Consider the following 23672-nt stretch of genomic DNA (forward strand, 5'->3'; position numbering starts at 1 on the left):
CACAGCCAATCTCCCTTGAGGGGGAGATGTCCGGCAGGACAGAGGGGGGCGTTCAAGCGCTGACAGGCGACATCAACTGCATGGAAGGAGCCACCCTTGCCGCCAGCCGCTGAAGCCGCCTCGCCCGAACCCATCCTGCTTGCCGTCGAAGGCATCACCAAGCATTTCTCGGGCGTCACGGCGCTCAGCGATGTCTCGCTCGATATCCGCCCCGGCGAGATCCTCGGCCTGCTGGGCGAAAACGGCGCCGGCAAATCGACGCTCTTGAAAATCCTGTCGGGTGTGATGCCGCCATCGGGCGGCCGCATCACTTTCGACGGTGCCGATTATCATCCCTCCAGCCCGCAGGATGCCAAGCGGCTTGGCATCGTCACCATCTATCAGGAACTGAGCCTGATCCCGACGCTGACTGTGGCGGAGAACATTTTCATCGGCCGCGCGCCGATCGGCCCGCTCGGGCTGGTGAGTTGGCGCAAGATGGAGGAAGATTCCCGCACGATCATCGCCCGCGTCGGTCTCTCCATAGACCCGATGACGCCGGTCTCGGCATTGTCGGTGGCCGAGCAGCAACTGGTCGAGATTGCTCGGGCGCTGTCGCTGGAAAGCCGGCTGATCATCATGGACGAGCCGACCTCGGCGCTGACCGAGACCGAGGTGCAGCGGCTGCTGTCGATCATGGACCGGCTGCGCAAGGACAAGGTCGCCATCATGTTCGTCACCCACCGGCTGGAGGAAGCGTCCGCCATATGCGATCGCATGACGGTGCTGCGCGACGGCAGGCTTGCCGGCCACCTTAACCGTGAAGGCGGGCCGATCGCGCTGCCCAAAATCATCGAGAAGATGGTCGGCCGCGCGGCGTCCGAGCTCTACGCCCGGCCGGCGCAACGCGCGGTGGCCGGCGATGTCGTGCTGTCGGTGCGCGGCCTGCGCACCGTGCGCGACCCCGAGGCGCCGCACGCCATCGTGCTCGACGGCGTCGACATAGACCTCAAGGCCGGTGAAATCCTCGGCGTTGCCGGGCTTGTCGGCTCAGGCCGCACCGAATTGGCGCGCGCCATCTTCGGCGCCGACCGCATCGCGGCCGGCACCATCACGCTCGACGGCGAGCCGATCGCCCCGGCATCGCCCGCGGACGCCATTGCGCTCGGCATCGGCCTGGTGCCGGAGGACCGCAAGCACCAGGCGATCTTTGCCGCGCTGGGCATCCTGCCGAATTTCTCCATCGCTTCGCTGGGCAGCTTCAGCAACGGTTTCGGCTTCATGGCCGAGCGGCGCGAGCGCGATGCGCTGTCCGGGTTTCGAAAGATGCTGTCGATCCGCATGGCTTCGGCCGAGCAGGCGATCGAGGGCCTGTCGGGCGGCAACCAGCAAAAGGTGATCCTGGCGCGCTGGCTCGCGCGCGATCCGAAAGTGCTGATCGTCGACGAGCCGACGCGCGGCGTCGATGTCGGCGCCAAGACCGAGGTGCACCAGATCCTGGTGCAGCTTGCGGCGCGCGGCATTGCGGTGATGATGATCTCGTCCGAGCTGCCCGAGGTGCTGGCGGTGTCGGACCGCATCGTCACCATGCGCCGCGGACGCATCACCGGCCAGATGCCGGGCGTCGAAGCAAACGAGGAAAGACTGATGGAACTGATGGCACTCGACCGCAAGGAGACACTATGAGCGTGGCGGGGGAGCAGGATCAGCGCGGCGGCATCAACTTCGCGCGGCTTTTGATGAGCTTCGGGCCGCTGCTGTTCCTGGTGGCGCTGATCATCGTCTTCACGGTGCTGAAGCCGAGCTTCATGGACCCGATCAACCTGTTCAACATCACAAGGCAGATCTCGATCACCGGGCTGATCGCGCTCGGCATGACCTTCGTCATCCTTACCGCCGGCATCGACCTGTCGGTCGGCTCGCTGCTCGCCTTCTGCGGCATGGTCGCCGCCGTGGTCGCCAAGGGCGGCACGGCCAACACGCTGTCGCTGTCGACGAGCGGCACGCAAGGGTTCGGCTGGTTCGCCGCGCTGCTGGCCGCCATCATCGTCGGAGCCGCTGCCGGCGGCGTGCAGGGGCTTGTCATCACCCGGCTGAAAGTGCCGCCCTTCGTCGTCACGCTGGGCGGGCTGACGGTGTTTCGCGGGCTGACGCTGACCATCTCCAATGGCGGCCCGATCTCGGGCTTCGACGCCTCGATGCGCTGGTTCGGCACCGGGCTGATCGGCCCGGTGCCGGTGCCGGCGCTGATCTTCGCGGCGGCCGCCATCCTGTGCCACATCGTGCTGCGCTACACGCGCTATGGCCGCGCCGTCTATGCCGTCGGCGGTAATGCGGAAGCAGCGCGGCTGTCGGGCCTGCGCGTCGACCGCATCCTGGTCTCGGTCTACGTCATTGTCGGCTTCTTCGCCGGGCTCGCGGCCTTCGTGCTGTCGGCCAGGCTGAACTCCTCGGAAGCGGTGGCGGGCATCGGCTACGAACTAACCGTCATTTCGGCCGTCGTCATCGGCGGGACCTCGCTGTTCGGCGGCATCGGCTCGGTCGGCGGCACGGTGGTGGGCGCGGCGCTGATCGGCGTGCTGCAGAACGGGCTGCAGTTCAACAATGTCTCGTCCTACACGCAAAGCATCGTCATCGGGCTCATCCTGATCCTGGCGGTGGCGTTTGATCGGTGGCTGAAGTCGAGGGTAAGAAGGTGAGGGGGACGGTTCTCCCTTCTCCCACTGTGGGAGAAGGGAGCCCCATTCCTTGCAAAACAATCATGCTTTGCTAGAAAGGTTTTGGCGGGTGGCATCGTGAGAGAACCTCATGTTTGCCGATATCATCAGACCGATCACCCTGGGTTTTTCGCTGCTGCGGCGGTTCTGGCCGCAGCTCATGGCACTCGTGCTGGCCGGCGTGCTGGTCGGCGATCTCCTCATGCTGCTGGCGGCGAAGGTGGCGCTGGCCAATCACTTCGCCGGGTTGGCGATGCTGACGCTGGTGGCGCTGGCGCAGCTGGTGATGACGGTGGCAATGTTCCACGTGCTGCGCCCCGGCCTGCCGCATGTGGTGGCCGCGCAGCGCGGCGCCGACAAGGCCGCAACCACCGAGACGCAAACGAAGCCGGGTGCCGAGGCTGACCGGCGCGGCTCGCGGCTGGTGCGGATGATCACCATCGCGCTTCTGCCGTTCTTCGCCTATTATGCCGCCTGGGGATTTCTGGGCGACATCGTGCGGCAGTATTCGCGCGAAACACTCGACCAGGCCGATTTCGGCCAGAGCGCTGATGTGCTCGACGTGCTCGACTCGCGCTGGCTGCTGGTCTCCGTGGCGGTGTCCTGGCTGATCCGCCGGCTGGCCAAATTCATGCAGGCTAAGACAGGTGCGGAGTCGTTCTGGCAGATCGTGGTGGTGATCTGCGAGACCAACTGGATTTTCGTCGGTCTCTACGTGATCAGCCGCTGGAAGGACTCGGCGCTGCAATGGCTGATGAGCCGCAATTTCTGGTCGGTCCTGCAGGCATCGGTGGACGGGCTGGCAAACCCGGTGCCGATGGTCTCGGCCGCACCCATGGTGCCGGTCGAGATCTCCTCGATCGCGCCGTCGACGGCTGCGATCAACCTGTTCTTCTTCATGCTCCTGCCGCTGATCTGGCTGGTGATGGCGGCGCTGATCTACGGCTATGACGTGCGCGACGATGCTGCCCTGATGCGCGTGCACGGCCGGCTGGAGCGTGCCGGCCGGCGCTATGCCGGCCTGCCGAAATTCCTGCGCGATTTCGTCGAGCATTTCATCGCCGGCTACCGCTCGCGCTATCTGCCGATCGCCAACGGCGTGCGGCTGACGGTCAGCGCCAGCCTGGTGCTGTTGTGCACGCTGGTGGTCGGCTACCGGTTGCTCGACTGGGGCGCGGCCTGGCTGTGGCTCGGCGCGACGCGGCTGATCGGCCCACACGAGCTCGATATCTGGCAGATTTTTTCGCATGCCGTGACGCTACTCTTCGGCAGCCCGTTCCAGGATTCCTCCACCGGCATCCTGATCGAGCCGCTGCGCATATGCTTTCTCGCCGCCGTGCTGGAGACGGCGTTTTCGATGGCGAAGCGGGCGGGGAAGTGAGCTTTCTTTACGGGGAGAAGGATGCTGTCACTTCGGCGGCCGCTGAAAACGCAGGAACCAGGGGCGCTCGCTGCCCAGGCCAACGGCCGGGCGGATGGTCTCGATGGCATCCTCGGGCACGATGAAGGTCTCGCCGACGCTGATGATTTCGCCCTTTTGGGCGCCGGAGAAGATCGCCGAGGTGCAGTTCATCACGCCGTCCGGCAGGCTGACGCCGGAGATGAAGTCGGGCAGCCAGCGGCGGCCGGCGGCGTCGGTCAGCATCACCTTGCAGCCCAGCCACTGCTTTTGCAGATCGGGATCGCCGACCGTGACGGCGAAGGTGGCGATGACGGCCAAGGCATGCTCGGGCAAGCGGCCGGCCTTGCCGCCGCGCAAATCGGCCAGCCGCCATTCGCTGCCGCCTAACGGCGCGCCTTGGCCAAACTCGACATCCCTGGCGACGAGGTCCTCGCCATGCAGCCATTCACGGATGCTCTCATAGCTGGTTTCGGCCAGCGTCAGCGGCAGCAGGATAGCGAGCGCGGCAAGACCGCGCCGTCGCCATTTTTTCTCGCCACCGCCGGCTGGGTCGATGTCGGTTGAAACCGCGCTCATGTCTTGCCCTGCCGTGTCTGGCCCTGCCGTGTCTGGCCCTGCGGCGGTGCAGGAGCGTCGAGATCGTATAGCGGCAAGACATCCGCCGGTTGACCATCGGCACCGGTCGGAACGGCATCGAGGCTGATGCGAGCCTGGGCGTCGAGCGGGCCGAACTGACGTGCGGCGATAAGCAGGCTGGCGCCTCGGATCTGGTCGGCCGGCAACTCGAAGACGAACAGGCCGCTTCTCTCCAGCCCTGGATCGACGGCATGTGGCGGCATATCCTGGCGATAGCTGAGCCGCTCCGTCTGGCGGTAGCGCAGGCCGGTCGGGCCTTGCCAGGTGCCGTCGGCGACCGTGGTGGAGGTGCTGGTGGCGGTGAGATTGGTCGCTGCCACCGCCCACAGGCCGCTGGTGGTCAGCAGCCTTTCCTGGCCGAACTGGTTGGTCTTCAGCGTGCGCGCAAAGACCATTCTGTCGAGGCGGACATCGAAGCTGCGCGCCCGCACCGTGTCGTGCATGGCGCCATCAATGGGGATAGGCGCGGTGAGTTCGGCATAATGCGGCTTCGACACCTGCATGCCGTAGCTGAGCACCACGGTGGCGGCGACGATCAGGAGATTGCCGATGGCGCGGATCCTCATGAGCCGCTCTCGGGCAGGTCGGCGACCGGCATGGTGACGGTGCCGAGCCGATAGGAATTGAACCAGCCCGGCGTGCCGTAAAGATTGTCGCGCGGCTTGAAGATCTCGGCGGTGACGCCGAAGCTGAGATTTGCCGGCACGGCGGCGTTACCGGCAAGCGGCCAGACATAGGCCATGCGTTCGGTCATGCCGGGATGCAGTTCCGGCGTCAGCGTCGAATCGCGGGCCAGCGCGATCATCGGCGTGGAATCGGGCAGGTCGATCCCGTCCGGCTTGAAGACGTTGAAATAAGCCTTGTCGGATTGCGCCGTGCGATTGGTCAGATCGGCCTCCAACACCAGCGCCTTCTGGCCTGGTTTCAGCGCTACGCCATAGACCTTGGCGCGGCTGACATAGGCGCGCGCGGGCTGGACCCGCCAGCGCCCGGCATCGATGGCGGCATCGGGCGGCAATTGCGGCGGGGCGTGGGCGGGCAGGGCGCCGAACGCGCCCATCAGGCCGGCGACGAGCAGGGCGGCGATGGTTCCCGCGCCGGCCGTTATCCAGGTTTGAAATTTTGAGCGGGCAGTCTTGAACATTCCAAACTATGCACGTCGAACGGTCAGCCACCCCTGCGCAGTCTAGAAAGAAAAAATGGCTGATGGAACCCGCAAATGGCTGGTCCAGTCCTCACACCGCTTCCCTTGCCCAGAGCCTGTGGCCATGGCGGCGGAAATAGCGCGCCACCAGGCGCTGCTGCTTGGCCCTGATCAGGTCGGGCAGGCGCCGCTCCTGGCGCCAGCGCGGTATGTTGCGCCAGCAGGCTATGAAGCGGGCGGCGTCCTCGATTGCCTCCTGCGCCGAGAGTGCCGGACCGATAGCGGCCAGGAACAGCGCCTCCGACGGTTTCAACTCGTCGATCACCGCCTTGCGCCTGACGTGATCGTGACGGGCGTGGGCGGTGCCGCTGCGACGGATCGCTTCGAAGGCTTCAAGCAAGGCCAGGCTGTCGCCGGCGTAGCCGCAGGAACGGGCAAAATCGGCGGCAAAAGCGTCCATTATCGCTCCCGAGTCTGATGCAGTGGGCAGGTTCGTGCCCGACTCACATTTTCATACATTTATGAAAGTATAACTCAATTTACGCTAGAAGAAAAACTTCTGGGAAAGTTTGAAAACTGCGACTCGACTCCCGGCGTAAAACACAGGAATATGCGAACAAATCAGGAACAAAGACGAGGCAGGGGCGATGGCATTGCCGGGCAAGGAACCAACGATCGCGCATGTCGCCTCGATCTCGGTCGAGTGCGCCGATTGCGGCCGCAACAGGTGGTGGCGACCCGATCAGCTGAAGCGGTTCGGGGTGACGGGGAATACGCCGCTGTCCGCTCTGTCGGGCCGTATCGTCTGTTCGGCCTGCCGCGCCGACGGACTGCCGGGGACGGCGATTTCGATCCAGGCGGCGTTTGTCGACGAGCGCCAGCGCGTGCGCAGCGAAGCGCGGATGCTGAGCGACAGGGATGTGCCGCTGGAGGGATCGCGGCGGGCTTGAGTGGGAGGGTGCCAGCGCTGGTTCTTCCTTCTCCCGCAGGGGGAGAAGGAAGAGCGTCCCTTGCTCAATACCCCAGCAATTCCTTCAGCGGAATCACGCGCCAGACATGTTTGATGGCGTAGCGGTTGAAGGTCAGCGTCTTCGGCGGGTTGTACTGCTCGACGACCAGCTCGCCCGCCGTGCGCTTGACCAGCTTTTTGATGAAGGCCTTGCCGTTGCGCTCGTTTTCCTCCGGGAAGGTCTCGATCACCACATGGTCGCCCGGTACGGCGTCGCGGCCGCCGCAATAGATCAGGTCGCCGGGCTCGTAACGCGGCACCATGGAATCCGAGAGCACGTGCAGGGCGAACACCTTCGGCAGGTTGCGCACGCCCGGCGGGCGCTGGACGTAACCCGCCGGCTCGCCGTTGAAGGTGAAATCGCCATCGTCGCCACCGACAGCCGCGCCCAGCACCTCGATGTCCATCGAGCTGGCGGGTAGTGGACCCGCATCGGTGACGATCTCCGCATCGGCAACCGGTCCGGCATCGTCGAGAAACACGACCTGCCCCTGGCCCAGCGCAACCGGGTCGACGTGCAGGAAGGCGGCGGTCTTCAGCAGGTTCTCGGTCTTGGGCAGATTGCGGCCGGTTTCCCAGTTGCCGACGGCGGCGACATCGGTGTCGTTGTGCTCGGCGATGTGGCGCATGACCAAGCCGCGCTGCTTGCGCGCCTTGCGGATCGCCGCTCCGACCTTGATCGACAGTTCCGTTTTTGCCATGGCGCCCATGTGAGGGATGAAAGCCGCTCTCGTCTATGAAAGAATGGCTTGCATCTATTTTCGAGTTATGCTTATATCCGGTCATGCAAAACCTGTCCAGCTTTGATGGCGCCGAGTCGCCGGCCTCACGCGAGGCGCGCCCGGCGGTCATAACCGCCCATTCCCTTTCATCCCGGCCGTCCTCCTCCCCGGCCCGGATGAAGCCCGAGGCCCAGTGCCTGACCGCACGAGCCTCGGGTCCGGTCCGCCGCCTGTCTCCGGCGACCGGAACGGCCGGAGCCGCCGCTCCCAGCGGCTTCGGCCCCCAATTCGGCCGGCATGGCGCCGGCTCTGTTTTTGCGGCAGGCCGATCCTGCATCCGCACCGAGGACGGCACCGTCATCCTGTTCGACAGGCTGACGGGCAGGGCGGTTTCCGCCCTGGACAGAAACACGGCCGAAGCGCGGCTTCTGCACCTTGCCGGCGGGAAATCGGCCCAAGCCGGCTGAGGCTGGCCGGCTGAGAGCCGGCTCTTGAAAAACAACTGACTGCGGCCTGGCGACCGGGTCGAACCTTGACGCTGCCCGACGGCGCGCGGCCGAACTTTGGATGGAGCTGGATATGGCAAGCTATAGCGACGCGGAATTGCACGAGATCGCCCGCTGGCTGAAGGATGGGTTCTCAGCCTCCAGGATTGCAGTCGCGTTCAGCGCGTTGCGCGGCAGTCCGGTGTCGCGCGACGCCATCATCGGCATCGTGCACCGCAACGCCATGCTCGGCGCGATCGGCTTTGCCAATGGCAAGGGGCCGCCGCCGCGATCCAGGCAGGCCGTGGGCAAGCGCGCTGGAAGCAAGCGGGCGAGTGGCGCGTCGGCGAAAGCGACGCCTGTCGTCGGCAAGATGGAGGGCGTGCTTGCCGCCAAGGACATCCATGCGCGTGAAGTGGCCCGGCCCAGGCGCGCGCATTCGTTCGTGCGCGAGGTGGGCGTGCTGATCGCCGACGGCGTGGCCTATCGCCTGGAGGCGCCGACGCCGCCGCGCGCGGCCATCGGCCGGCAGCCGCATGGCGTGGCGATGCGCTTCATCGATTGCCTGTTTTCACGCTGCCGTGCGCCGCTGGATCTGACGGTGGAGGTGGATCCGGACATTTCTATTGCCGAAGAGGGGGCGCCAGGCAGCCGCCCAGGCGCCGATATGCTGTGCTGCGGCATGCGCACCAGGGCGCTGAAAAGCTATTGTACCTACCACCAGGCCCGCTTCCAGCGCCGCGTATTTGTTGCGACGGGGTGAGGTTTGATCTCTTCTCCCCCGTTCACGGGGAGAAGGTGCCGGCAGGCGGATGAGGGGCAGCGCTGACGAGGCAGGATGGAAGCTGACATGAAATTCAAGCATCCGATTCATATGCCACTTACCGAAGCGCTGGCGCCGCCCCTCATTGCCCTGCCGGGCGTTCGCTGTTCGAAAAGCCAAGCAATTGGCTTTTCGTCCGCTGCGCGGATCACACCTCACCCCCGTAAACGGGGAGAAAGAAGCAAAGCCCTATTTCGGCATCTGCCCGCCCTGCTTGGGCGTGCGGCTCTGCATGCTCCTTGCGTCCATCGCCATCGGCGGGTTGCCCTCGCCGACCAATATGCCGGTCACCCGGGCAAAGCCGGTAAACACCTTCATGGCGTCGGCTTCGGAAATCTGGGCGGCGATCGCCGCGCTGCAGGCGTTCAGCGCGCTGCGGTAGACATGGCCGCGCCGCTCCAGCGGCCAGCGCTGGAGAAAATCGGCGGCTTCGCTGACGCTGTCGATCTCTTCGATCTCATCTTCCACCCGCACTTTGAGCGGCACTCCGGTTTTCATCGTACCCACGGCGTTCACCTTCGCTTTGCGCGCGGCTCCAGCTACCGCACCCATAAACGCGCCCCGCTGGGGGCCGGTTGCATCAATTTTTCGGGCGGCGCCCGCTCCTCACGGGCTAGCCACCGCATCCAGCCAGTCATGGGCGCGGCTTTTGGGCCTGTCGACCAGTATGTTCTGTTGCTTGGCCGCCCTGGTGAAGGCGTCGAACGCGATGCGCTGGCAGCAGATGCCGTCCACGGCGAGCGTAACCAGCCGGGAAGCCTCGAGATAGCCAGGCGCTGTCTTGTCGGGCCATTGGTGGCGCAGTGCCTCGGCGGCTCCGGCCACCGAACTGACCAGCATGGTTTTGTTGTCGCAAAAGCGCACGGTAACCGGCATGAAGGCTGTCATCGGCGAACCTCCCCTTGGCATGGACGCGACATAACGTCGAAAGCTCGCGCCGGTTCCATCAGCCTGGATGGCGGGCGGCAAGGATGCTGGCGCGGCGGCGAAGAGGCGACGACCTCCGGTTCATTGAAGGCCAACCGAGCAGCGCTCCGCTCCGCTCTGCCACCGCGTGGGGAGATGCCCGGCAGGGCCGAGGGCGCGCGAAGGATCGCCACGTGCCGGCCTCCCACCACCATCCCAACCAGGAGCCTCCCATGAGCAAAAAGACCAGACCCGCAAAACCGCAGGCGCCGAAATTGCCGAAGGGCGAGGCCGAGCAGGTGCGCATACGCCGCGAGATCGGCCATGATTTCGCGCTCAGGGATGACGCCTTCGGCCGCAAGCGGCTGGCAGCGGGCACGCTGGAGGCTGCGCGTGTCTACGAAGTGTCGAATGACGGCTGCGCCGCGACCGGCGGCATCGTGCGGCTGCGCGCCATCGATGCGCTCGTCGGCATCACTTCGCTGTCGCGCCAGCAGCGCGAGGCAGGCCTGCGCTACCGCGAGGATTTCCGCTGCAGTCAGCAGGCTGATGTCAAGCCGATGCGCTGGACCGAGCGCATCGACGGCGGCCGCGAGGGCGGCGGCATCGCCGACAGCGTTCTCGACGCCGGCAGGGCCTATGCCGCCGCCACAAGAGCGTTAGGCCATTGGGAGGTGGCCGCCGTGGTACGACAAGTCTGCTGCGCGGACGGTTCGCTCAAGCGCCTGTCCGAGCAGACCGGCGAGGGCCGGAACGTGGTGACGAAGCTGCTGAAGGTGGGGCTGGATTTGTTGGCAGTGCATTATGGGATGATGATGAGGAGGCGGGTGGGGTGAGCGGCGCAAATATCCGGCCGGCGGCGCCGGCCGGATCATTTTTCACAGGATCAGATCATCGGCAGACGCGGATTTCCTCGACGATCCTGTGGTGATGGCGCCAATGCTTGACCAGTGCGATGTGGCAACGGTGGTGACGGTGGTAATAGCGCGGCCTGTAGCCGTTGTCATAGGCGTCGTACTGGTAATAAGGGCGATAGTAGCGATCGCCATAGTCGTAACCATTGTAATAATCGTCGCCGTAGTAGTCGTCTGCATAGCCGCCAATGCCGATACTGATACGGCTGCGGGCGTCGGCGGGGGCGATCATCGCCGCCGCCGAAGCAATGGCGATAACCGAAACAAGCAGGAGCTTTTTCATAGCTGCCTCCTTTTCAAGGTTAGGCTAATATAACTGCCGAGTTGCAGCCTCGTTCCACAGATTCGTAAGATGTGACGAACAATGCAGACCGGGGCGCAGATGCCCAGGCGTCTAAAACAAGGCCCTCTCCAATGGCCCCGCCAGTGTCTCGGCAAAGCCCGTCGCCAGATGGTGCCTGTCACGAAACGCCAGCTTGCCTGATATGACGACGTGGCAGGTGGTCGGGCCGCAGAATTGGTTGGTGAGGTCGATGTAGCGGGTGTCGGGCACGCTGGTCACCACGGCGCGCTCGGTGGCGGCGGTGCTGTCGTTGGCGGCTTCGGCCCTTGGCGTGTCGCAGTGCGGCGAGGGTGCCTCGCGCCACCACAGGGTGCGCGCCACGCAGGAGCCGGCGAAGCTGGCGTTGATCGGCGTGTCGCGGATGACTGCCGTCTCGACACCGGCCCGGCTGAAGGCCTGCAAGGTCGAGCGCAGGCCGGCCTGCCAGCGCGCTACTTCGGCGGTGCGTTCGGCGGCGGGCAGATCGCGGGTCAGATTGCCGATGGAAAATTCGGAGATCACCACCAGGCGCGGCTTGCGGCGGATGATCTCTGATATGGCCTGCTCGCGCCAGGCGTCGCATTCGGTGTAGTCGCGCTTCAGCACCGTGTTGAAGGTGGAGAGCCGCGAGGCGCGGCACGATGATTTGAGGTAGGTGACCACCTTGGTGTCGTTGCGCCTGGCTGCTTCGATCAGCGGCGTCGACCAGTGGTCGGCGTGCGAATCGCCAAACAGCACGATGGTGCGGGTGGCATCGGCCGGGCCGAATGTGCAGGGTTTCGGCGTCACCGTTTGGAAGTCGGCCAGGCAGTTCTTGTCGACGGCCCGCGCGATGGAAGGTCTTTCGGCCGCCTGCTCGATGCCGCGCTGCTCGGGACCGATGTTGCGCGTGGCCAGATGCGCATTGGCGTAGGCGACCGCCACGCCGGCACCGGTCAGCGCCAGCGCGGGTGCGAGCGCGCGAGCGCCCACCGTCAGCCAGGCGCCGCGTCGTGCCGGGTTCTCGATGAGGTGATAGGTGAGCACCGACAGCGCCAGCGCCAGCACGCCGCAGCCCAGCCGCTGCGGCACCGTAAGATCGGGCGTCAGCATCCCGGCGTAGACGATGACCGGCCAGTGCCAGAGATAGAGTGAATAGGAGAGCGTGCCGATCCATTGCAAGGGCGGCAGCGACAAAGCGGTGGCCGGGCCAAGGACGTGCCGGTCGGTCCGCCCGTTGGTCTGTTCCCCGCAGCCGCCGCTCAGCAGCACCAGCACGGTGCCGGCAACCGGCAGCAGTGCATACCAGCCGGGGAAGGGCAGGTCCTCGCTCAACAGGCGATAGGCCGTCGCAATCAGCGCCAGGCCGAGCCAGCCAAGGGCTGGCCGCAGCCAGATGCGGTGCTGCAGCAAAGCCATGGGGACCAGCGTCGCCAGGCCGCCGGCAGCGAACTCCCAGGCGCGCAGCGGCGAGAAATAGAAGGCCCAGGCCGGCGCCGCGCTGGTCAGCCACAGGCAGGCGGCGAAGGAGGCGAGGCCGACCACGCCGATCATGGCTGCGGCCGTTCGCCGGCCCGGCCGCAGCCAGGCGGCCAGCAGAAGCAGCGCCGGCCAGGCTAGATAGAACTGCTCCTCCACCGACAGCGACCAGAAGTGGATGAAGGGATTGCTGGTGGCGTCGGCGGCGAAATAGTCGAACGACCAGCGCAGCAGCCACAGGTTGATGGCATAGGCGGAGGCAAACATGGCGCCGCGCGAATAGAGCGCCTGCTCCTGCGGCGCCAGGATGAAGTAGCCGGCGGCCAGCGTGACCAGGATGACGAACAAAGCTGCCGGCAGGAGCCGCCGCGCGCGCCTAGCATAGAAGCGCCAGAGGTCGAGCCGGCCGGTCTCGCCGAGCTCCTGCATGAGGTGGGTCGATATCAGCCAGCCCGAGATGACGAAGAAGATGTCGACGCCGGCAAAGCCGCCGGGGAGCGCGGTGAGGCCGAAATGGTAGGCGACGACGCCGCCGACGGCGAGCGCGCGCAATCCTTGTATGTCCGGCCGGAACGATGCTGCCACGACGGCTCCCTCGTGCAAGCCCAGCCCCTGTGCAATGTCGGCGGTGCAAGCCGATATCGCAATGCAACAAATTTATCGCAGTGCAACATGGCAGAAATGGGGAGATGGGCCGGGTGCCGGCCGGGCCCGATCCTTGCGTGGCTGGCTTGTCTGCACACCTGCGGCAGACGCAAAACAGCCCCGCGCGGGGCTGTTTCTCATTCGGGTTGCTGGACTGCTACTTGCTGCCGCCGTTCGCTTTCACGCTGCTGCAGAATTCGGGATGGCTGTTGGCCGCAGTGGCGTCCTTCGCCTCGTCCTCGCAGGCCTTCATCATCGCGGTCTGGTCGTCCGGCGTAAGGGCCTTCCAGGCTTTCACGAAGTCGTCGTTGCTGACCATCGTCTTCATGCTGCTATCGGTGTAGAAGGGCTGCATCTTGGCTGGATCGTCGAGAGCCGACGTTTTGGCAAACGCCGCGCCGCCGACCATCGAAAGTGCCATGGCGCCCAAGCAGATCATCTTGATGTTCATGGGTACTCTCCTGTTGCTTTGGGATCGTCGAAGCAACGATCCATTGGAAAACGACAGGTTTGGGTGAAAGTTCCGGCATTTTTTGCGCAAAAAAGCCGAAACGAGGAAAAATATAGCCGAAAAACTTGAAACTTTCCCCGATTTTTCCCGTAGGGGGCGAGTTTATCGGGTCTCTCGTGCGAGACTGACCACCAGTCGATCGACGCTGGGGTCGTCGAGGCTGACGATATGGGCCATCTGCAGCGCCCGCTTCATGCTGACCCTGGTGACGTCCTGCCGCATGATGACCGGCACAAAGGCCGGCCCCGATCCTGTGAGGACGATCGCCTTGCCGACCAGAACCGGTTCGGAGATGGGAGCCCACTGTACGGTCATGATCGAGGGCTCGCTTGTCTGGCGGCGGTTGATGCCTGTGAAATAGATCCAGTTCAGGCGCGAGATCGCTACGCCGTAGTGGTTGCCGGGCATTCTGGCGCCACCCTGGCCATCGCCCGGGGCCCACCGCGTCACCCGCCGGAAGGTGACCAGCTCGGCCTCACGTCGCAGGAAGGTGACCGAGCGCATCAGAAGGTCGGGGCGGCCGGGAACCGAAAAATAGGTGAAATAAGTGCCGCCGGCGATGGCGGGCGACGGCGGCCGCACCATGTTTTCGTACAGTGCCTCGCGCAGCGATGCGTTGCCGTCGCCCTTGGCTGCGGGAACAGCCGGCTCGCGATACAGCTCGTTTTCGTCGATTTTGAAATAATCGCAGATCAGCCTGGCGGTGGTTTTGTTGGGCACCGCCTTGCCTTGCAGATAGCGCTCGAACTGGGTGCGGTTGATGCCAAGCTCACGGCACACCGCGCTGACGGAAGCGTGGCGTTGGACCAGCCGCCTGAGATTGACGGCGAGATTCTCGCGAATTGGCACGACATCTCCCCGACAGACGTACGGACCAGCATTCAAGCGATAGCTTATATACACTTGCATGCCGCGGCGCTGGCGCGAAGATGGACCTTTGGCCAATAGGCAACGATCCCGTAGAGCGTAGGTTGTACGATTCTGACAGTCCGGCTATGCAAGCCGTGTAAATGGGCGTATTTCGGTGGCAAGAGCGACCTCGGATCGGCCTCTCGACATCCTGTAATGGAGGGCGGTTTGGATCATACCGGCCTGGTCGAGCTTCTGGACTACACGCAGGCGCAATTGACGAAGATCCGCCAGGCGGTCGCGTCAAGCGATCACGCCGGTGCCATGTTCACCATTGATTGCCTTGTCGGAGCGGCGGCCGAGCAGACGAAGTGCAAGCTTGCAAGCCTGGAGCATGCCGGCTTGCCGATCGGCAGGGATGGGCCGATCGGCAGGGATGGGCCCATAGAAGGCGGTGCGGCACCGCCCGGCAAAGCGACATTGGGCAAGCCGGATGCCGGCGGCAGCCGCTCCTGATCAGGCCGCGCCGATCTCGCCGATCAGCCTTGCATATTCGGCCTCGGCTTCGCCGTAACTGCCATTGGCGAGTTCCAGCAGCCCGGCGCGGTCGCGAATGACGATCTCGCCCCGTCTCGAGCGAATCAACGCGCGGCCTTCGAGCAATTGAAGCGCGACGGTGACGCCTGGCCGCCTGACACCAAGCATGATGGCCAGGAATTCGTGGGTGATGGCGAGATGTTCGCCGGGCACCCGGTCGTCGCACATGAGCAGCCATCGCGCCAGCCGCTCCTCGAGCTTCAGCCGCGCGTTGACGAGCGCGGTGCAGCCGGCCTGGGTTTGTAGTGCGTTGACGAAGCGCAGCAGGAACATGCGCAAGGTCGTACTTGCCTCCAAAGCTGCCTTGAAAGCGCCGGCTTCGATGCGGATCGCTTCGCCTTCGAGTTGGACAAAACAGGCATGCGGCGCACGGTCGTCGCCCATCACCAGGGAGTATCCCGTCATGCCTTCGAAGCCGATGAAGCCCACTTCGGCCTCTTGGCCGCTTGCCGTGCTGGCGACCACCGAACCAATGCCCTGTTCGATGAAGTAGACGGCCTCGATCGGAACATTCGGGGTCACCAGCATCATGCGCAATGGCAAGTCGCAGCGCTGCATGTGCGGCTCGAGCAACGCCAGATCATCCGCAGGCATGCGCCGCAGCAGTTGGTTTCGGTACGGATGGTTCCCGTCGGGATCAGAGTTTTTGTTGGGATCAGACATGGCGTGGCCCAATGCAGGGCAAGAGCCATCCAATCTCCCAGCCGTCCGTGCCCGTAAAAACGTGAGGACGATGGCCTATGTTTAGGGGCTCTGAACGCAGAAAGATATCAATGCGATATGAAATTCGAAGCACGGCGCCCCCCAACGCCTGTTCGCATATGAAAAGATCGGCCTGAATGTTAGTGTCGGAAACGTACCAAACGCCATTTGGTACAAAACCGACATATTTCATGAGAGCGCCGGATCACGCCGATAAAATCCGCTGGCCAATGAAAAGCGCCATGTCGCGCTGGGCCTGGGGACCATTCGAAGAAGGGGGAGGACCGGGGGGAGAATTGTACGATAGTTACTGTGATGAAGGCCGATGTTGACTCTTGCTCAGCCCGATTTCATTTTTTGACCCACAGCGTCTAAAGCGCATCGCGTTTGGTCGGATTTATGCGATGCGCTTTAGGGTCTTTGTTTATGCATGTCGTTCTCCCAAAACCGAGGTCACTTTTGGACGACATGCATTAGAAAGTGGCCGCTGCTCCGAAAGGGGCTTCTTATGTCGAGCCTTCATAAGCGCAATCCCGGTCTCCATCCTTCCGATCTGCAACTGTGCCAGCGCGTCTTCGATCGGGTCTGCCTGGAGCGCAAATTTGATCGCATGTCGGGGGAGTCGGACGTGCAGCTTCTGGCAGCCACGGTGTTTTCGCTGTTCCAGAATGGCTGCCGCAATGAAGGCGAGTTGCTTGAGAGTTTCAGGCGGACCCGCCAATGACCAAGGCCAGGATCACGTCCGCGGCACCGGCCGAAAACGAACCTTACGACGCTGCGGTCTTCGCCCGGAAATACGGCATGTCGCGGAAGGCCGCGGAGGTCGTGCTGTCCGCGAATGGACCGTCCAGAACAGCCTGTGACGCTGCCGCCCGCTCTTTTATGGAAGCGGTTGCCCGCAGAGCGAAGAGCAGCCATAAACACTGATGCTGCGCCTTGAGCGACTGCCGTCTCGCCGCCGACCCGCGGGCGCGTCCAATGCTACCTTCATCGAACACCGTGAGGCGTCAGCCTGCCGGGCCTGTCGGGCCGATCGGACCGGTCACTCCTGAAGTGGCTTGCTGCGCCGTCACGGCGGAGAGTTTCTGCCGTTTGAGCAGCATCGGCTTTTCATAGATCTTCTTCATGGTCACGGCCTCCCTCCGCAAAGTTCGATTGCGGCAGCGTCATCGCCGGCCGCGCTCCTGTCAAGCCGACCTGGTCGAGGGCCGGCCAACCCGAACGAAAATCCACGCCTCAATTCCTGTCGGCCGGCTTGGAACGCATGCGCGAAACCGTCTCGCGCTCGGCGCGTTTGGAGCGCAGCGGCGGCAGGTCGCGGTCGATCAGGTCCATGTCCTCCAGCACCATATCGCCCATGCGCTTGAAGGCGATGTCGAGCGCGCCGGCGCGGTGAGCCGAGCGCAGGAAGCCGGGCAGGGCGCGCACCGGATGGTCCCGCGCCAGCGGTTCTTCGGGGAAAACGTCGCTGGCGGCGACGATGTGGCCGCTCTTCACCGCCGCCATCAGCGCCGGGAAGTCCACCACGCCGGCGCGGCTGAGCAGGATGAAGGCAGCGCCCTTGCGCATGCCGGCAAAGGCGTCGGCACCGAGAAAACCCTGGTTCTCGCTGGTCACCGAGGCAACGACGAAGATGAAGTCGCTGGTCGACAGCACCTCGTCGAGGGAGGCCGGCTCGACGCCATTGTCGATGAGGATCGATGGCGGCAGCCACGGATCGAAGACTTTGGTGCGGGTGCGGAAACCCGACAGCAGCCGGTTGAGCGCCCGGCCGAGATCGCCGAAACCGATGATGCCGACATCGGCGCCGGACAAGAGCCGCGCCGTCTGGTTGCCGTCGCCGCCCCACAGTTCCTGTCCCTGGCGGAAGGCGAGGTCGGCATCGACGATGCCGCGGGCGAGATTGAGTGCCATCGCAAGGCCAAGCTCCGCGACGGGCTCGGCGAACACCAGGCCGGTGGTGACGACATGGATGCCGCGCGCGAACAACGTCTCGTAGGGCATGTTGTTGATGAGGTTGGTCTCGACATTGAAGACGCAGCGCAGCGCCTTCATCCGGTCGAGCGTTTCGGGCGATATGGGCGGCTGGCCGATGATATAGCGCACCTCGGCCAGCACGTCGGCCGGCAGTTTCGCGACGCCGTCAGCGGTCGTCTCGACGATGCGATAGTGCGCCTTGAGCCGCGCCAGCTGCCGGGCTGTGAAGATCAGGTCGAGCGTGCGTGGTTCAGGCGCACTGATGACCAGCGGCAAGGCGCTGTTGGACATGACTATTCCCTCTGTTCCCCAACGGCCAAAATACCTTGGATGAAACGATTTACAACATCGCGCGGCCGAGGAGAGCGGGATTGGCGCTGGGGATGAGGTGACCTGTCGGAGCCGATATGTGCCGGCAATGCAACAGTGAAGAATCGTTTGACCGCGATGGCGTGGATACGACGTAAGAACCAGTAATGGCACAATTAACACGGGGCAGGGAATTGGTTCTGCTGGCGCCGTATCAATTCGGAGGGCACTTTACAGTGAAGAAATACGAGAAACCAACCTTGCAGAAGCGCGACAGGCTTTCGGGTGTCACGGCCCAGACTGCCCCATCGACACCTCCGCCGACGGCAACCTGAGCGGTTGGCGACTGACGCCTTCGCCCTATAAGGGCAATCAATATCGGCGATAGGGCGCCACTGGTCGCGCCCTATCGCATATTGGCCACGGGTGCCCGCCGTTGTCCCAGATGCCGGACCTTACGGCCGATGATCATCAGCTGGCGCGCGGTGTTGTTGCGCAGGCGCCGCACGCGCCATTCCAGCCCGGTGTCGGCGGTAATCGACTTGGCATAGTAACTGACCCGCATGCCATCCTCATCGGCAGCCACCTTGACCGGGTCGTCATAGAAGGCGTTGATCTTGTCAGCCGCCATGCCTGGAGTTTCGAGCCAGCGTGGAATGTGAACCGAATGGAGCTGATCGACATCGGTCATCACGCGGCCGATGCCGACGCCCGGCGTCGGACACGTGGTACAGAAAGCATCGCCGATGAAGATGACCCCGTCGCGGCGATGGCCTTGCGTCGTGCTCAGACTGATCTGCCTGACCTCGACAGGACTCGCGACTTCGAAGTTGCCGCATCGCACGGCTATTTCGGGCATCAATTCGCAGAGCATCTTTTGCGGCTCCTGGCGGAACGCCCGCGTCCACGGCTCGGCCACATTGCGATAGAGGAACATGTTCGCCCGCATCTTGTCGCCGAGGGGAAAGATGCTGATGTAGGCGATACGGTCGGCGGCCCGCCTGCTGTAGCAGGTGACGGACTGATGACCGAAATCGCTGGGCGAGATGGCGAGGTCGAATCCCATCGACAGTGAATGCGCCTTCGATTGCTCGATACGCTCGACGCCGACGGCGCGCCGCACCGCCTCGCCGTGACCGGTTGCCACCACCAGCAGGCGGGCATCGATGACGGTGCCGTCGGCCAGCACAAGCCGCTGCCGGTCCGGTCCAGTCGAGACTTCGGTTACCTTGCCGACCGTCAGCGGCACTTGCGCAGGCAAGGCGTCGCGCAGGCCATTGATCAGCGCGCCATAGGAGAATGTGAATTCAGCCTTCTTCTCATGCGCGAAGAACTGGCCGAGGCGAAACACATGCGTGTCGGTCGTGGAGGTGACGAGACGCTTGAGTGTCGCATCGAGGCCGAGCTTTTCGAACAGCAGCATCTGGTCCATGCCGATCTTCTCGGCCCGGAATTCCTCGTGGTGGACGCGGTGCGGATCGATCAGCGCCACCTTGCGGCCGGCTCGTCCCAACAGAATTGCCAAGGTCGTGCCGGCCATTCCGGCTCCGACGATCGCCACATCGACTTGGGCCGGGCCAGCCTCTGAGATACTCATTTTGCTGCTCTTTCTGATGGCAACGGCGCGTTTCACAATCTCCGGTAGAAAATATCTTCCGGACCTAAATCAACCGCAAGCAACCGGCGCGCGTGCTTGGTAGTAACCAATGTTTAGGTTAATCGCGGGTCCGCTGCTTCCAGCGCGGTGCGATCGCCGAGCCATCGATGAACTCAAAGCCGCCAGCCTCGTTGAGCGTGTGAAGTTTACGCCCACTCCATAGCGCACCTGGATTTAAGATGGTTTCAACGACCTGCTCCATGCCGATCAAATCAAGGTGAGAAATGCGTGCGATGCCAAGCGCCGCGCCATAGCTCCTGCGGCAGTCCTGGACCGGGCGCAGCAGGTCGTTGCCGCGCCTGACCATGCGGCCGGCCGGCCGCGCCGAGGCGATATCGATCAGCACGGGATTTTTGGGGTGCGGCGTCCAGGGGCCGCGAAAATCCGGCGCCGACCACAGATGCAGCGCGTCGGAGAAGGCGCCGCCGCCGTCGCGGACGGTGGCGAACAGCCACCAGGCGCCGCCATGCTCGACAAGCGTGGCGTCGCTGGCGACGACACCGGACAGAAGCGTCGCCTCCTTGACCCATCCGCCGGGAAAAGCTGTGGCCCGGTAGAGATCGACCGTGCCGTTGGCGCAGCTTTCCGGCACCATCCAGACCTCGCCGTCGCGCTCGAAGACGAAGGGGTAGGAGAGATGGTAGGGCAGCTCCAACACCGGTTCAGGCCTTCCGAGCGGGCCTGCCGGGCCGAAGGGAACGGCGGAGATGATGGCTTTGCCGAGCCGATGGATATAGTCCTCGATGAACAGGGTCAGCTGGCCCTGGTAGAGGATGGGGAACGGATCGGCGTAGAAGCGGCTGCCGTCGTCCGGCAACTCTTGCCAACCCGACGCCGGATGCGCGCGCAGCTCGAACAGATCGCGGCTCCCGGTTTGCCGCCAGCCGACCTTCCAGTGCGGCGCGTTGTAGCAAAGGTGATAGATCTTCTGGATGATCCGCCGCGCCAGCGCCTTGCCGGCCCTGACCCCAAGCTTGCCCGCCGAGGGCATTGGCGGCGGGCCACCCACCTGCGCCGGTTCGGGCAGATCAGGCACGGACTTTGCCGCGCCTGACATGGCAGCTATGATCAGGCTTGCTGTGCGCGCCAGCATATCCTGGAAGGACGCCAGCGCGATGCCGCCATATTCGGTGCCCAGACGCCCGGCGGCGATCGCAACGCCGTTCTCCTCGATGCGGGCAAGCGGCGTGCGACCTGCGAGGATCAGGGCCAGCAAGGCCGCTTCGCCGCTGGCGCCGTCATAGGTGACGCGCCAGATCCGTGTGCTTTCCAGCCTGACATCGCCGCAGAGGTCGATGACCAGGTCAGGCGAAGCGGGGGACTGCCGGTAGGGCGCGAGCGCCGAAAGCGGCACACGCTTGGCCAGTCCATCATGGGACAGTCCGTGGATCGCCGTTTCGAGTTGAAACAGGGCCGCGGCGCTGCGCGGAATGCCACCGCCCGCCGGCCTGACATCGACGGACAGTTCGACGTCTTCGAGCGCGGCAAGGCGCTCCAGCAGCGTGACGTGAAAGGCGCGGACGCAGTCGCCGTCCAGGCGGAGGCTTATCTGCATGTTGGAGGTCCGAAAAGGCGGTGCCCGGCCTTGCCGGCCAGGCCGGTCCGGTCAAATTGTAACCCCATCTGCATTCGTCTCCGCTCGCTGCGTAGCCAACACCTCGATATGTATATTTTTAAGCAAACCGCGTGCCAAAATTCACGTCACCTCTCAACATAATTAACAATGTTTTAACAGTTGGAGGAATAGCTAGGTTAGCGCCGCAAACTGGTCTTGCCGGCATATGGAGTATTGTCGGAGGCAGCCATGCAATCATCCCTGCCCATGGTTCCTCAGCAACACTCCCCGGATCCGGCACGCGCGGGATCATATGCAGCCTCCACTGTCGAACTGGGCGATCTGAAGCGCATCCTGGTGCGCCGCCGGTTCTGGATCTTCGGCACCGTCGCACTGCTGACGCTGGTCGCCCTGCTCTACGGCCTTTTCACACCGGCGCTCTACAGCTCGGCGGCGGAAATCCTGATCGATCCGCAGGACCTGCAGGTGGTCACCAACGACGTCAATCCCAGCCGTATCTCACCCGATGGCGGCATCACGCAGGTCGAGAGCCAGGTCAGCGTGGTCCAGTCGACAGGCGTGCTGATGCGGGCGATCGCGGCGACAAACCTGACGCAGGATCCGGAATTCAATGGGCAGGGCTTGCTGTCGCGCCTGCTCGGTTCGGCATCAGCCGAAGGCGACAGGTCGGTGCAGACACTCGACGCGCTGCGCCGGCGCCTGGCGGTGAAGCGGGCCGACAAGGTCCTGGTCCTCGACGTCATCGTCACCGCCAAGAGCGCCGACAAGGCCGCCCTCCTGGCCAACGCCATCGCGCAGGCCTACCTGGTCGACCAGGCGAGCGCGCGCGCGAAAATGGCCAAGGACGCTTCCGAGTCGATCACCGCGCGGCTGGACGAGCAGCGCAAGCGCGTCCAGCAAGCCGAAAACGCCGTCGAAGCCTACAAGTCCGCCAACAACATGGTGATGGCGGCAGGCAATCTGGTCAGCGACCAGGAACTGACCGAGATCAACACGCAGCTTGCGGCGGCGCAGAGCCGCACCGCGGCGCTGAAGGCGCAGGTCGATCAGATGCGCCGGCAGAGCGGCACGCCGGACGCAACTTCGGAAGCAATGCGCTCGGCGGTGATCTCGAGCCTGCGGGCGCAGGAGGCGACGTTGGTCGACCAGGTCTCGCAGCTCGGCACGGAGTTGGGGCCGCGTCATCCCTCGCTGATCGCAGCCCAGCAGCAACTGCGCGACACGCGCCAGCTGATCGTGCGCGAACTTGGCCGCATCGCCACCGCCACCGAGACCGACTACGAACGGGCGCTGGCCAACCAGCAGGCGCTGGAAGCCAAGGTCGCCGGCATGAAGAGCAAGTCGCTCGACACCGATCAGGCCTCGGTGCGGCTGCGCGAATTGCAGCGCGACCTCGAGGCGCTGCGTTCCGTCTACTCGAACTATCTCCAGCGCGCCCAGGAGACGCGCGAGCAGATCAATGTCGACAGCACCAATGCGCGCATCATCTCCAATGCCATGCCCGCCTTGAAGAAGAGCTGGCCGCCTCTGCCGCTGCTGTTGCTGGGCGCGATATTCGGCGGCCTTGGGCTCGGCACCGGTCTGGCGCTGATCGCCGAATATTCCTCGCCGACGGTGCTTTCCAGCGCCCAGATGCAGTCGGCCATCGACGCGCCGGTGCTGGGCGTGGTGCCGGCAAAGTCGGACACAGGCCGGCGCTGGTGGCCTTTCGGCGGGGCGCGCGCCGCCGCCTCCAGCCAGAAGACCGATGCCGTCGTCGGCCTTGCGCTGAGGCGCATGTTCAGTTCGGGCCAGCGTCCGGCGGACTGGCCGCTGGTGCCTTCCATCTTGGTGACATCGTCGCCGGGCGAGGGCGCGCAGCGTAGCCGGGTGGCGCGGCTGCTGGCCAATGCCGCGGCATCCAGGGGCAGCCGTGTGCTGTTCATCGATGCCAATGCTGGCGGCGGCGGCCAGAAGGATCCGCAGCCGGGGATCCTCGATGTTCTGCGCGGCGAGTACGCGTTCGAGGCCGTTAGCCATTACGCCGCCGGCAGCAACGTTGCCGTGCTGGGCAGGGGCCGCTCAAAGGCGGTCTTCCAGGAAGCGCATGGCATCTATTTTGCGCAGCAGATGCTGGCGCGGGCCAGCCGGAGCTTCGAGCTCGTCGTCATCGACGGTGGCGCGCTGGCCGACAATCTCAATGCCTCGCCGCTGGTCGCCATGGCCGACGAGATCGTGCTCGTCGCCACGCTGAACGCTACCCCGATGCGCGACGTCACGACGACTTCGCAGGCGGTCTCCGTGATGGGGCGCCTGCCGACAGCCGCCTTGCTGGTCGACGAGGCCGCCTGAT

26 protein-coding genes are annotated in these 23672 nt (G+C 64.4%); 10 read left to right on the forward strand and 16 right to left on the reverse strand.

What is annotated here, in order from left to right; all coding sequences use genetic code 11:
- Nucleotides 1-96 precede the first annotated feature (96 nt).
- From A9K65_RS15075 to A9K65_RS15085, 3 genes are all read left to right on the forward strand, one after another.
- Nucleotides 97-1665: a sugar ABC transporter ATP-binding protein gene (locus tag A9K65_RS15075; protein WP_064994000.1), complete on the forward strand. Its 1569-nt coding sequence runs from the start codon at nucleotides 97-99 to the stop codon at nucleotides 1663-1665.
- Nucleotides 1662-2678: an ABC transporter permease gene (locus A9K65_RS15080; RefSeq protein ID WP_013530576.1), complete on the forward strand. Its 1017-nt coding sequence runs from the start codon at nucleotides 1662-1664 to the stop codon at nucleotides 2676-2678. Before A9K65_RS15075 ends, A9K65_RS15080 begins: the two co-directional genes overlap by 4 nt.
- Before the next feature lie 109 nt (nucleotides 2679-2787).
- On the forward strand, nucleotides 2788-4077 hold the full coding sequence (locus A9K65_RS15085; protein WP_064993999.1) for a hypothetical protein: 1290 nt from the start codon (nucleotides 2788-2790) through the stop codon (nucleotides 4075-4077).
- A 27-nt stretch (nucleotides 4078-4104) separates the two neighbouring features.
- Here A9K65_RS15085 and A9K65_RS15090 read toward each other — a convergent pair whose 3' ends face one another.
- The 4 genes from A9K65_RS15090 to A9K65_RS15105 all read right to left on the reverse strand — a co-directional run bounded on the left by A9K65_RS15090 (nucleotide 4105) and on the right by A9K65_RS15105 (nucleotide 6338).
- On the reverse strand, nucleotides 4105-4674 hold the full coding sequence (locus A9K65_RS15090; protein WP_064993998.1) for a hypothetical protein: 570 nt from the start codon (nucleotides 4672-4674) through the stop codon (nucleotides 4105-4107).
- Nucleotides 4671-5300, reverse strand: coding sequence for a hypothetical protein (locus tag A9K65_RS15095; protein WP_063168643.1), 630 nt, complete (start codon nucleotides 5298-5300; stop codon nucleotides 4671-4673). Before A9K65_RS15095 ends, A9K65_RS15090 begins: the two co-directional genes overlap by 4 nt.
- A complete protein-coding gene (locus tag A9K65_RS15100) occupies nucleotides 5297-5878 on the reverse strand; it encodes a hypothetical protein (protein ID WP_064993997.1) in 582 nt (193 codons plus the stop codon). Before A9K65_RS15100 ends, A9K65_RS15095 begins: the two co-directional genes overlap by 4 nt.
- 91 nt (nucleotides 5879-5969) lie before the next feature.
- Nucleotides 5970-6338, reverse strand: coding sequence for a hypothetical protein (locus A9K65_RS15105; protein ID WP_084015846.1), 369 nt, complete (start codon nucleotides 6336-6338; stop codon nucleotides 5970-5972).
- Nucleotides 6339-6525: 187 nt separating this feature from the next.
- On the opposite strand from A9K65_RS15105, the gene A9K65_RS15110 reads away from it, so the two are divergent.
- Entirely contained in the window at nucleotides 6526-6828 is a 303-nt protein-coding gene (locus A9K65_RS15110) for a hypothetical protein (protein ID WP_024501757.1), read from the forward strand.
- 64 nt (nucleotides 6829-6892) lie between these two features.
- Here A9K65_RS15110 and A9K65_RS15115 read toward each other — a convergent pair whose 3' ends face one another.
- Nucleotides 6893-7597, reverse strand: coding sequence for a helix-turn-helix transcriptional regulator (locus tag A9K65_RS15115; RefSeq protein WP_063172650.1), 705 nt, complete (start codon nucleotides 7595-7597; stop codon nucleotides 6893-6895).
- 188 nt (nucleotides 7598-7785) lie between these two features.
- Here A9K65_RS15115 and A9K65_RS15120 point away from each other — a divergent pair, with 188 nt between their 5' ends.
- Nucleotides 7786-8076, forward strand: a complete 291-nt coding sequence (locus tag A9K65_RS15120) for a hypothetical protein (protein WP_245322065.1) — start codon at nucleotides 7786-7788, stop codon at nucleotides 8074-8076.
- A gap of 112 nt (nucleotides 8077-8188) precedes the next feature.
- Nucleotides 8189-8857 (forward strand): GcrA cell cycle regulator, encoded by a 669-nt coding sequence (locus A9K65_RS15125; protein WP_063173747.1) that lies wholly within the window; start codon nucleotides 8189-8191, stop codon nucleotides 8855-8857.
- Between the two features lie 249 nt (nucleotides 8858-9106).
- Here the strand turns inward: A9K65_RS15125 and A9K65_RS15130 are convergent, their stop codons facing one another.
- Nucleotides 9107-9415 carry a DUF982 domain-containing protein gene (locus tag A9K65_RS15130; protein ID WP_063173746.1) on the reverse strand — a complete coding sequence of 103 codons (309 nt, stop codon included), beginning with the start codon at nucleotides 9413-9415 and terminating at the stop codon, nucleotides 9107-9109.
- 108 nt (nucleotides 9416-9523) lie between these two features.
- On the reverse strand, nucleotides 9524-9805 hold the full coding sequence (locus A9K65_RS15135) for a DUF982 domain-containing protein (RefSeq protein WP_013530587.1): 282 nt from the start codon (nucleotides 9803-9805) through the stop codon (nucleotides 9524-9526).
- A gap of 251 nt (nucleotides 9806-10056) precedes the next feature.
- On the opposite strand from A9K65_RS15135, the gene A9K65_RS15140 reads away from it, so the two are divergent.
- The gene (locus A9K65_RS15140) at nucleotides 10057-10659 is read left to right on the forward strand and encodes a DUF6456 domain-containing protein (RefSeq protein WP_024501752.1); all 603 of its coding nucleotides are present in this window, start codon (nucleotides 10057-10059) and stop codon (nucleotides 10657-10659) included.
- A gap of 55 nt (nucleotides 10660-10714) precedes the next feature.
- On the opposite strand, the gene A9K65_RS15145 is transcribed toward A9K65_RS15140, so the two are convergent.
- The 4 genes from A9K65_RS15145 to A9K65_RS15160 form a co-directional block, all read right to left on the reverse strand.
- On the reverse strand, nucleotides 10715-11020 hold the full coding sequence (locus A9K65_RS15145; RefSeq protein ID WP_027160843.1) for a hypothetical protein: 306 nt from the start codon (nucleotides 11018-11020) through the stop codon (nucleotides 10715-10717).
- 111 nt (nucleotides 11021-11131) lie between these two features.
- Entirely contained in the window at nucleotides 11132-13102 is a 1971-nt protein-coding gene (locus tag A9K65_RS15150; RefSeq protein ID WP_064994078.1) for an acyltransferase family protein, read from the reverse strand.
- A 217-nt stretch (nucleotides 13103-13319) separates the two neighbouring features.
- The gene (locus A9K65_RS15155; protein ID WP_013530594.1) at nucleotides 13320-13613 is read right to left on the reverse strand and encodes a hypothetical protein; all 294 of its coding nucleotides are present in this window, start codon (nucleotides 13611-13613) and stop codon (nucleotides 13320-13322) included.
- Between the two features lie 162 nt (nucleotides 13614-13775).
- Nucleotides 13776-14522, reverse strand: a complete 747-nt coding sequence (locus A9K65_RS15160; RefSeq protein WP_064993994.1) for a helix-turn-helix transcriptional regulator — start codon at nucleotides 14520-14522, stop codon at nucleotides 13776-13778.
- A 228-nt stretch (nucleotides 14523-14750) separates the two neighbouring features.
- Between A9K65_RS15160 and A9K65_RS15165 the strand changes: the two genes are divergently transcribed.
- Nucleotides 14751-15038 carry a hypothetical protein gene (locus A9K65_RS15165; RefSeq protein WP_084015870.1) on the forward strand — a complete coding sequence of 96 codons (288 nt, stop codon included), beginning with the start codon at nucleotides 14751-14753 and terminating at the stop codon, nucleotides 15036-15038.
- Here the strand turns inward: A9K65_RS15165 and A9K65_RS15170 are convergent, their stop codons facing one another.
- Complete coding sequence (locus tag A9K65_RS15170; RefSeq protein WP_027160839.1) at nucleotides 15039-15782, reverse strand: Crp/Fnr family transcriptional regulator; 744 nt, start codon at nucleotides 15780-15782, stop codon at nucleotides 15039-15041. It lies immediately after the preceding gene.
- Between the two features lie 547 nt (nucleotides 15783-16329).
- Between A9K65_RS15170 and A9K65_RS15175 the strand changes: the two genes are divergently transcribed.
- Complete coding sequence (locus A9K65_RS15175; RefSeq protein ID WP_064993992.1) at nucleotides 16330-16545, forward strand: hypothetical protein; 216 nt, start codon at nucleotides 16330-16332, stop codon at nucleotides 16543-16545.
- A gap of 283 nt (nucleotides 16546-16828) precedes the next feature.
- Here the strand turns inward: A9K65_RS15175 and A9K65_RS15185 are convergent, their stop codons facing one another.
- From A9K65_RS15185 to A9K65_RS15200, 4 genes are all read right to left on the reverse strand, one after another.
- Nucleotides 16829-16948, reverse strand: a complete 120-nt coding sequence (locus A9K65_RS15185) for a hypothetical protein (protein WP_013530600.1) — start codon at nucleotides 16946-16948, stop codon at nucleotides 16829-16831.
- Nucleotides 16949-17057: 109 nt separating this feature from the next.
- A complete protein-coding gene (locus A9K65_RS15190) occupies nucleotides 17058-18089 on the reverse strand; it encodes a hydroxyacid dehydrogenase (RefSeq protein WP_024501745.1) in 1032 nt (343 codons plus the stop codon).
- 424 nt (nucleotides 18090-18513) lie between these two features.
- Nucleotides 18514-19704: an NAD(P)/FAD-dependent oxidoreductase gene (locus A9K65_RS15195; protein WP_013530602.1), complete on the reverse strand. Its 1191-nt coding sequence runs from the start codon at nucleotides 19702-19704 to the stop codon at nucleotides 18514-18516.
- 118 nt (nucleotides 19705-19822) lie between these two features.
- Entirely contained in the window at nucleotides 19823-21319 is a 1497-nt protein-coding gene (locus A9K65_RS15200; RefSeq protein ID WP_064993991.1) for a formyl transferase, read from the reverse strand.
- 249 nt (nucleotides 21320-21568) lie between these two features.
- On the opposite strand from A9K65_RS15200, the gene A9K65_RS15205 reads away from it, so the two are divergent.
- The gene (locus A9K65_RS15205; protein WP_064993990.1) at nucleotides 21569-23671 is read left to right on the forward strand and encodes an exopolysaccharide transport family protein; all 2103 of its coding nucleotides are present in this window, start codon (nucleotides 21569-21571) and stop codon (nucleotides 23669-23671) included.
- Nucleotide 23672 lies beyond the last annotated feature (1 nt).

The organism is Mesorhizobium sp. WSM1497, from assembly GCF_001672455.2.
Classification (GTDB): domain Bacteria; phylum Pseudomonadota; class Alphaproteobacteria; order Rhizobiales; family Rhizobiaceae; genus Mesorhizobium; species Mesorhizobium ciceri.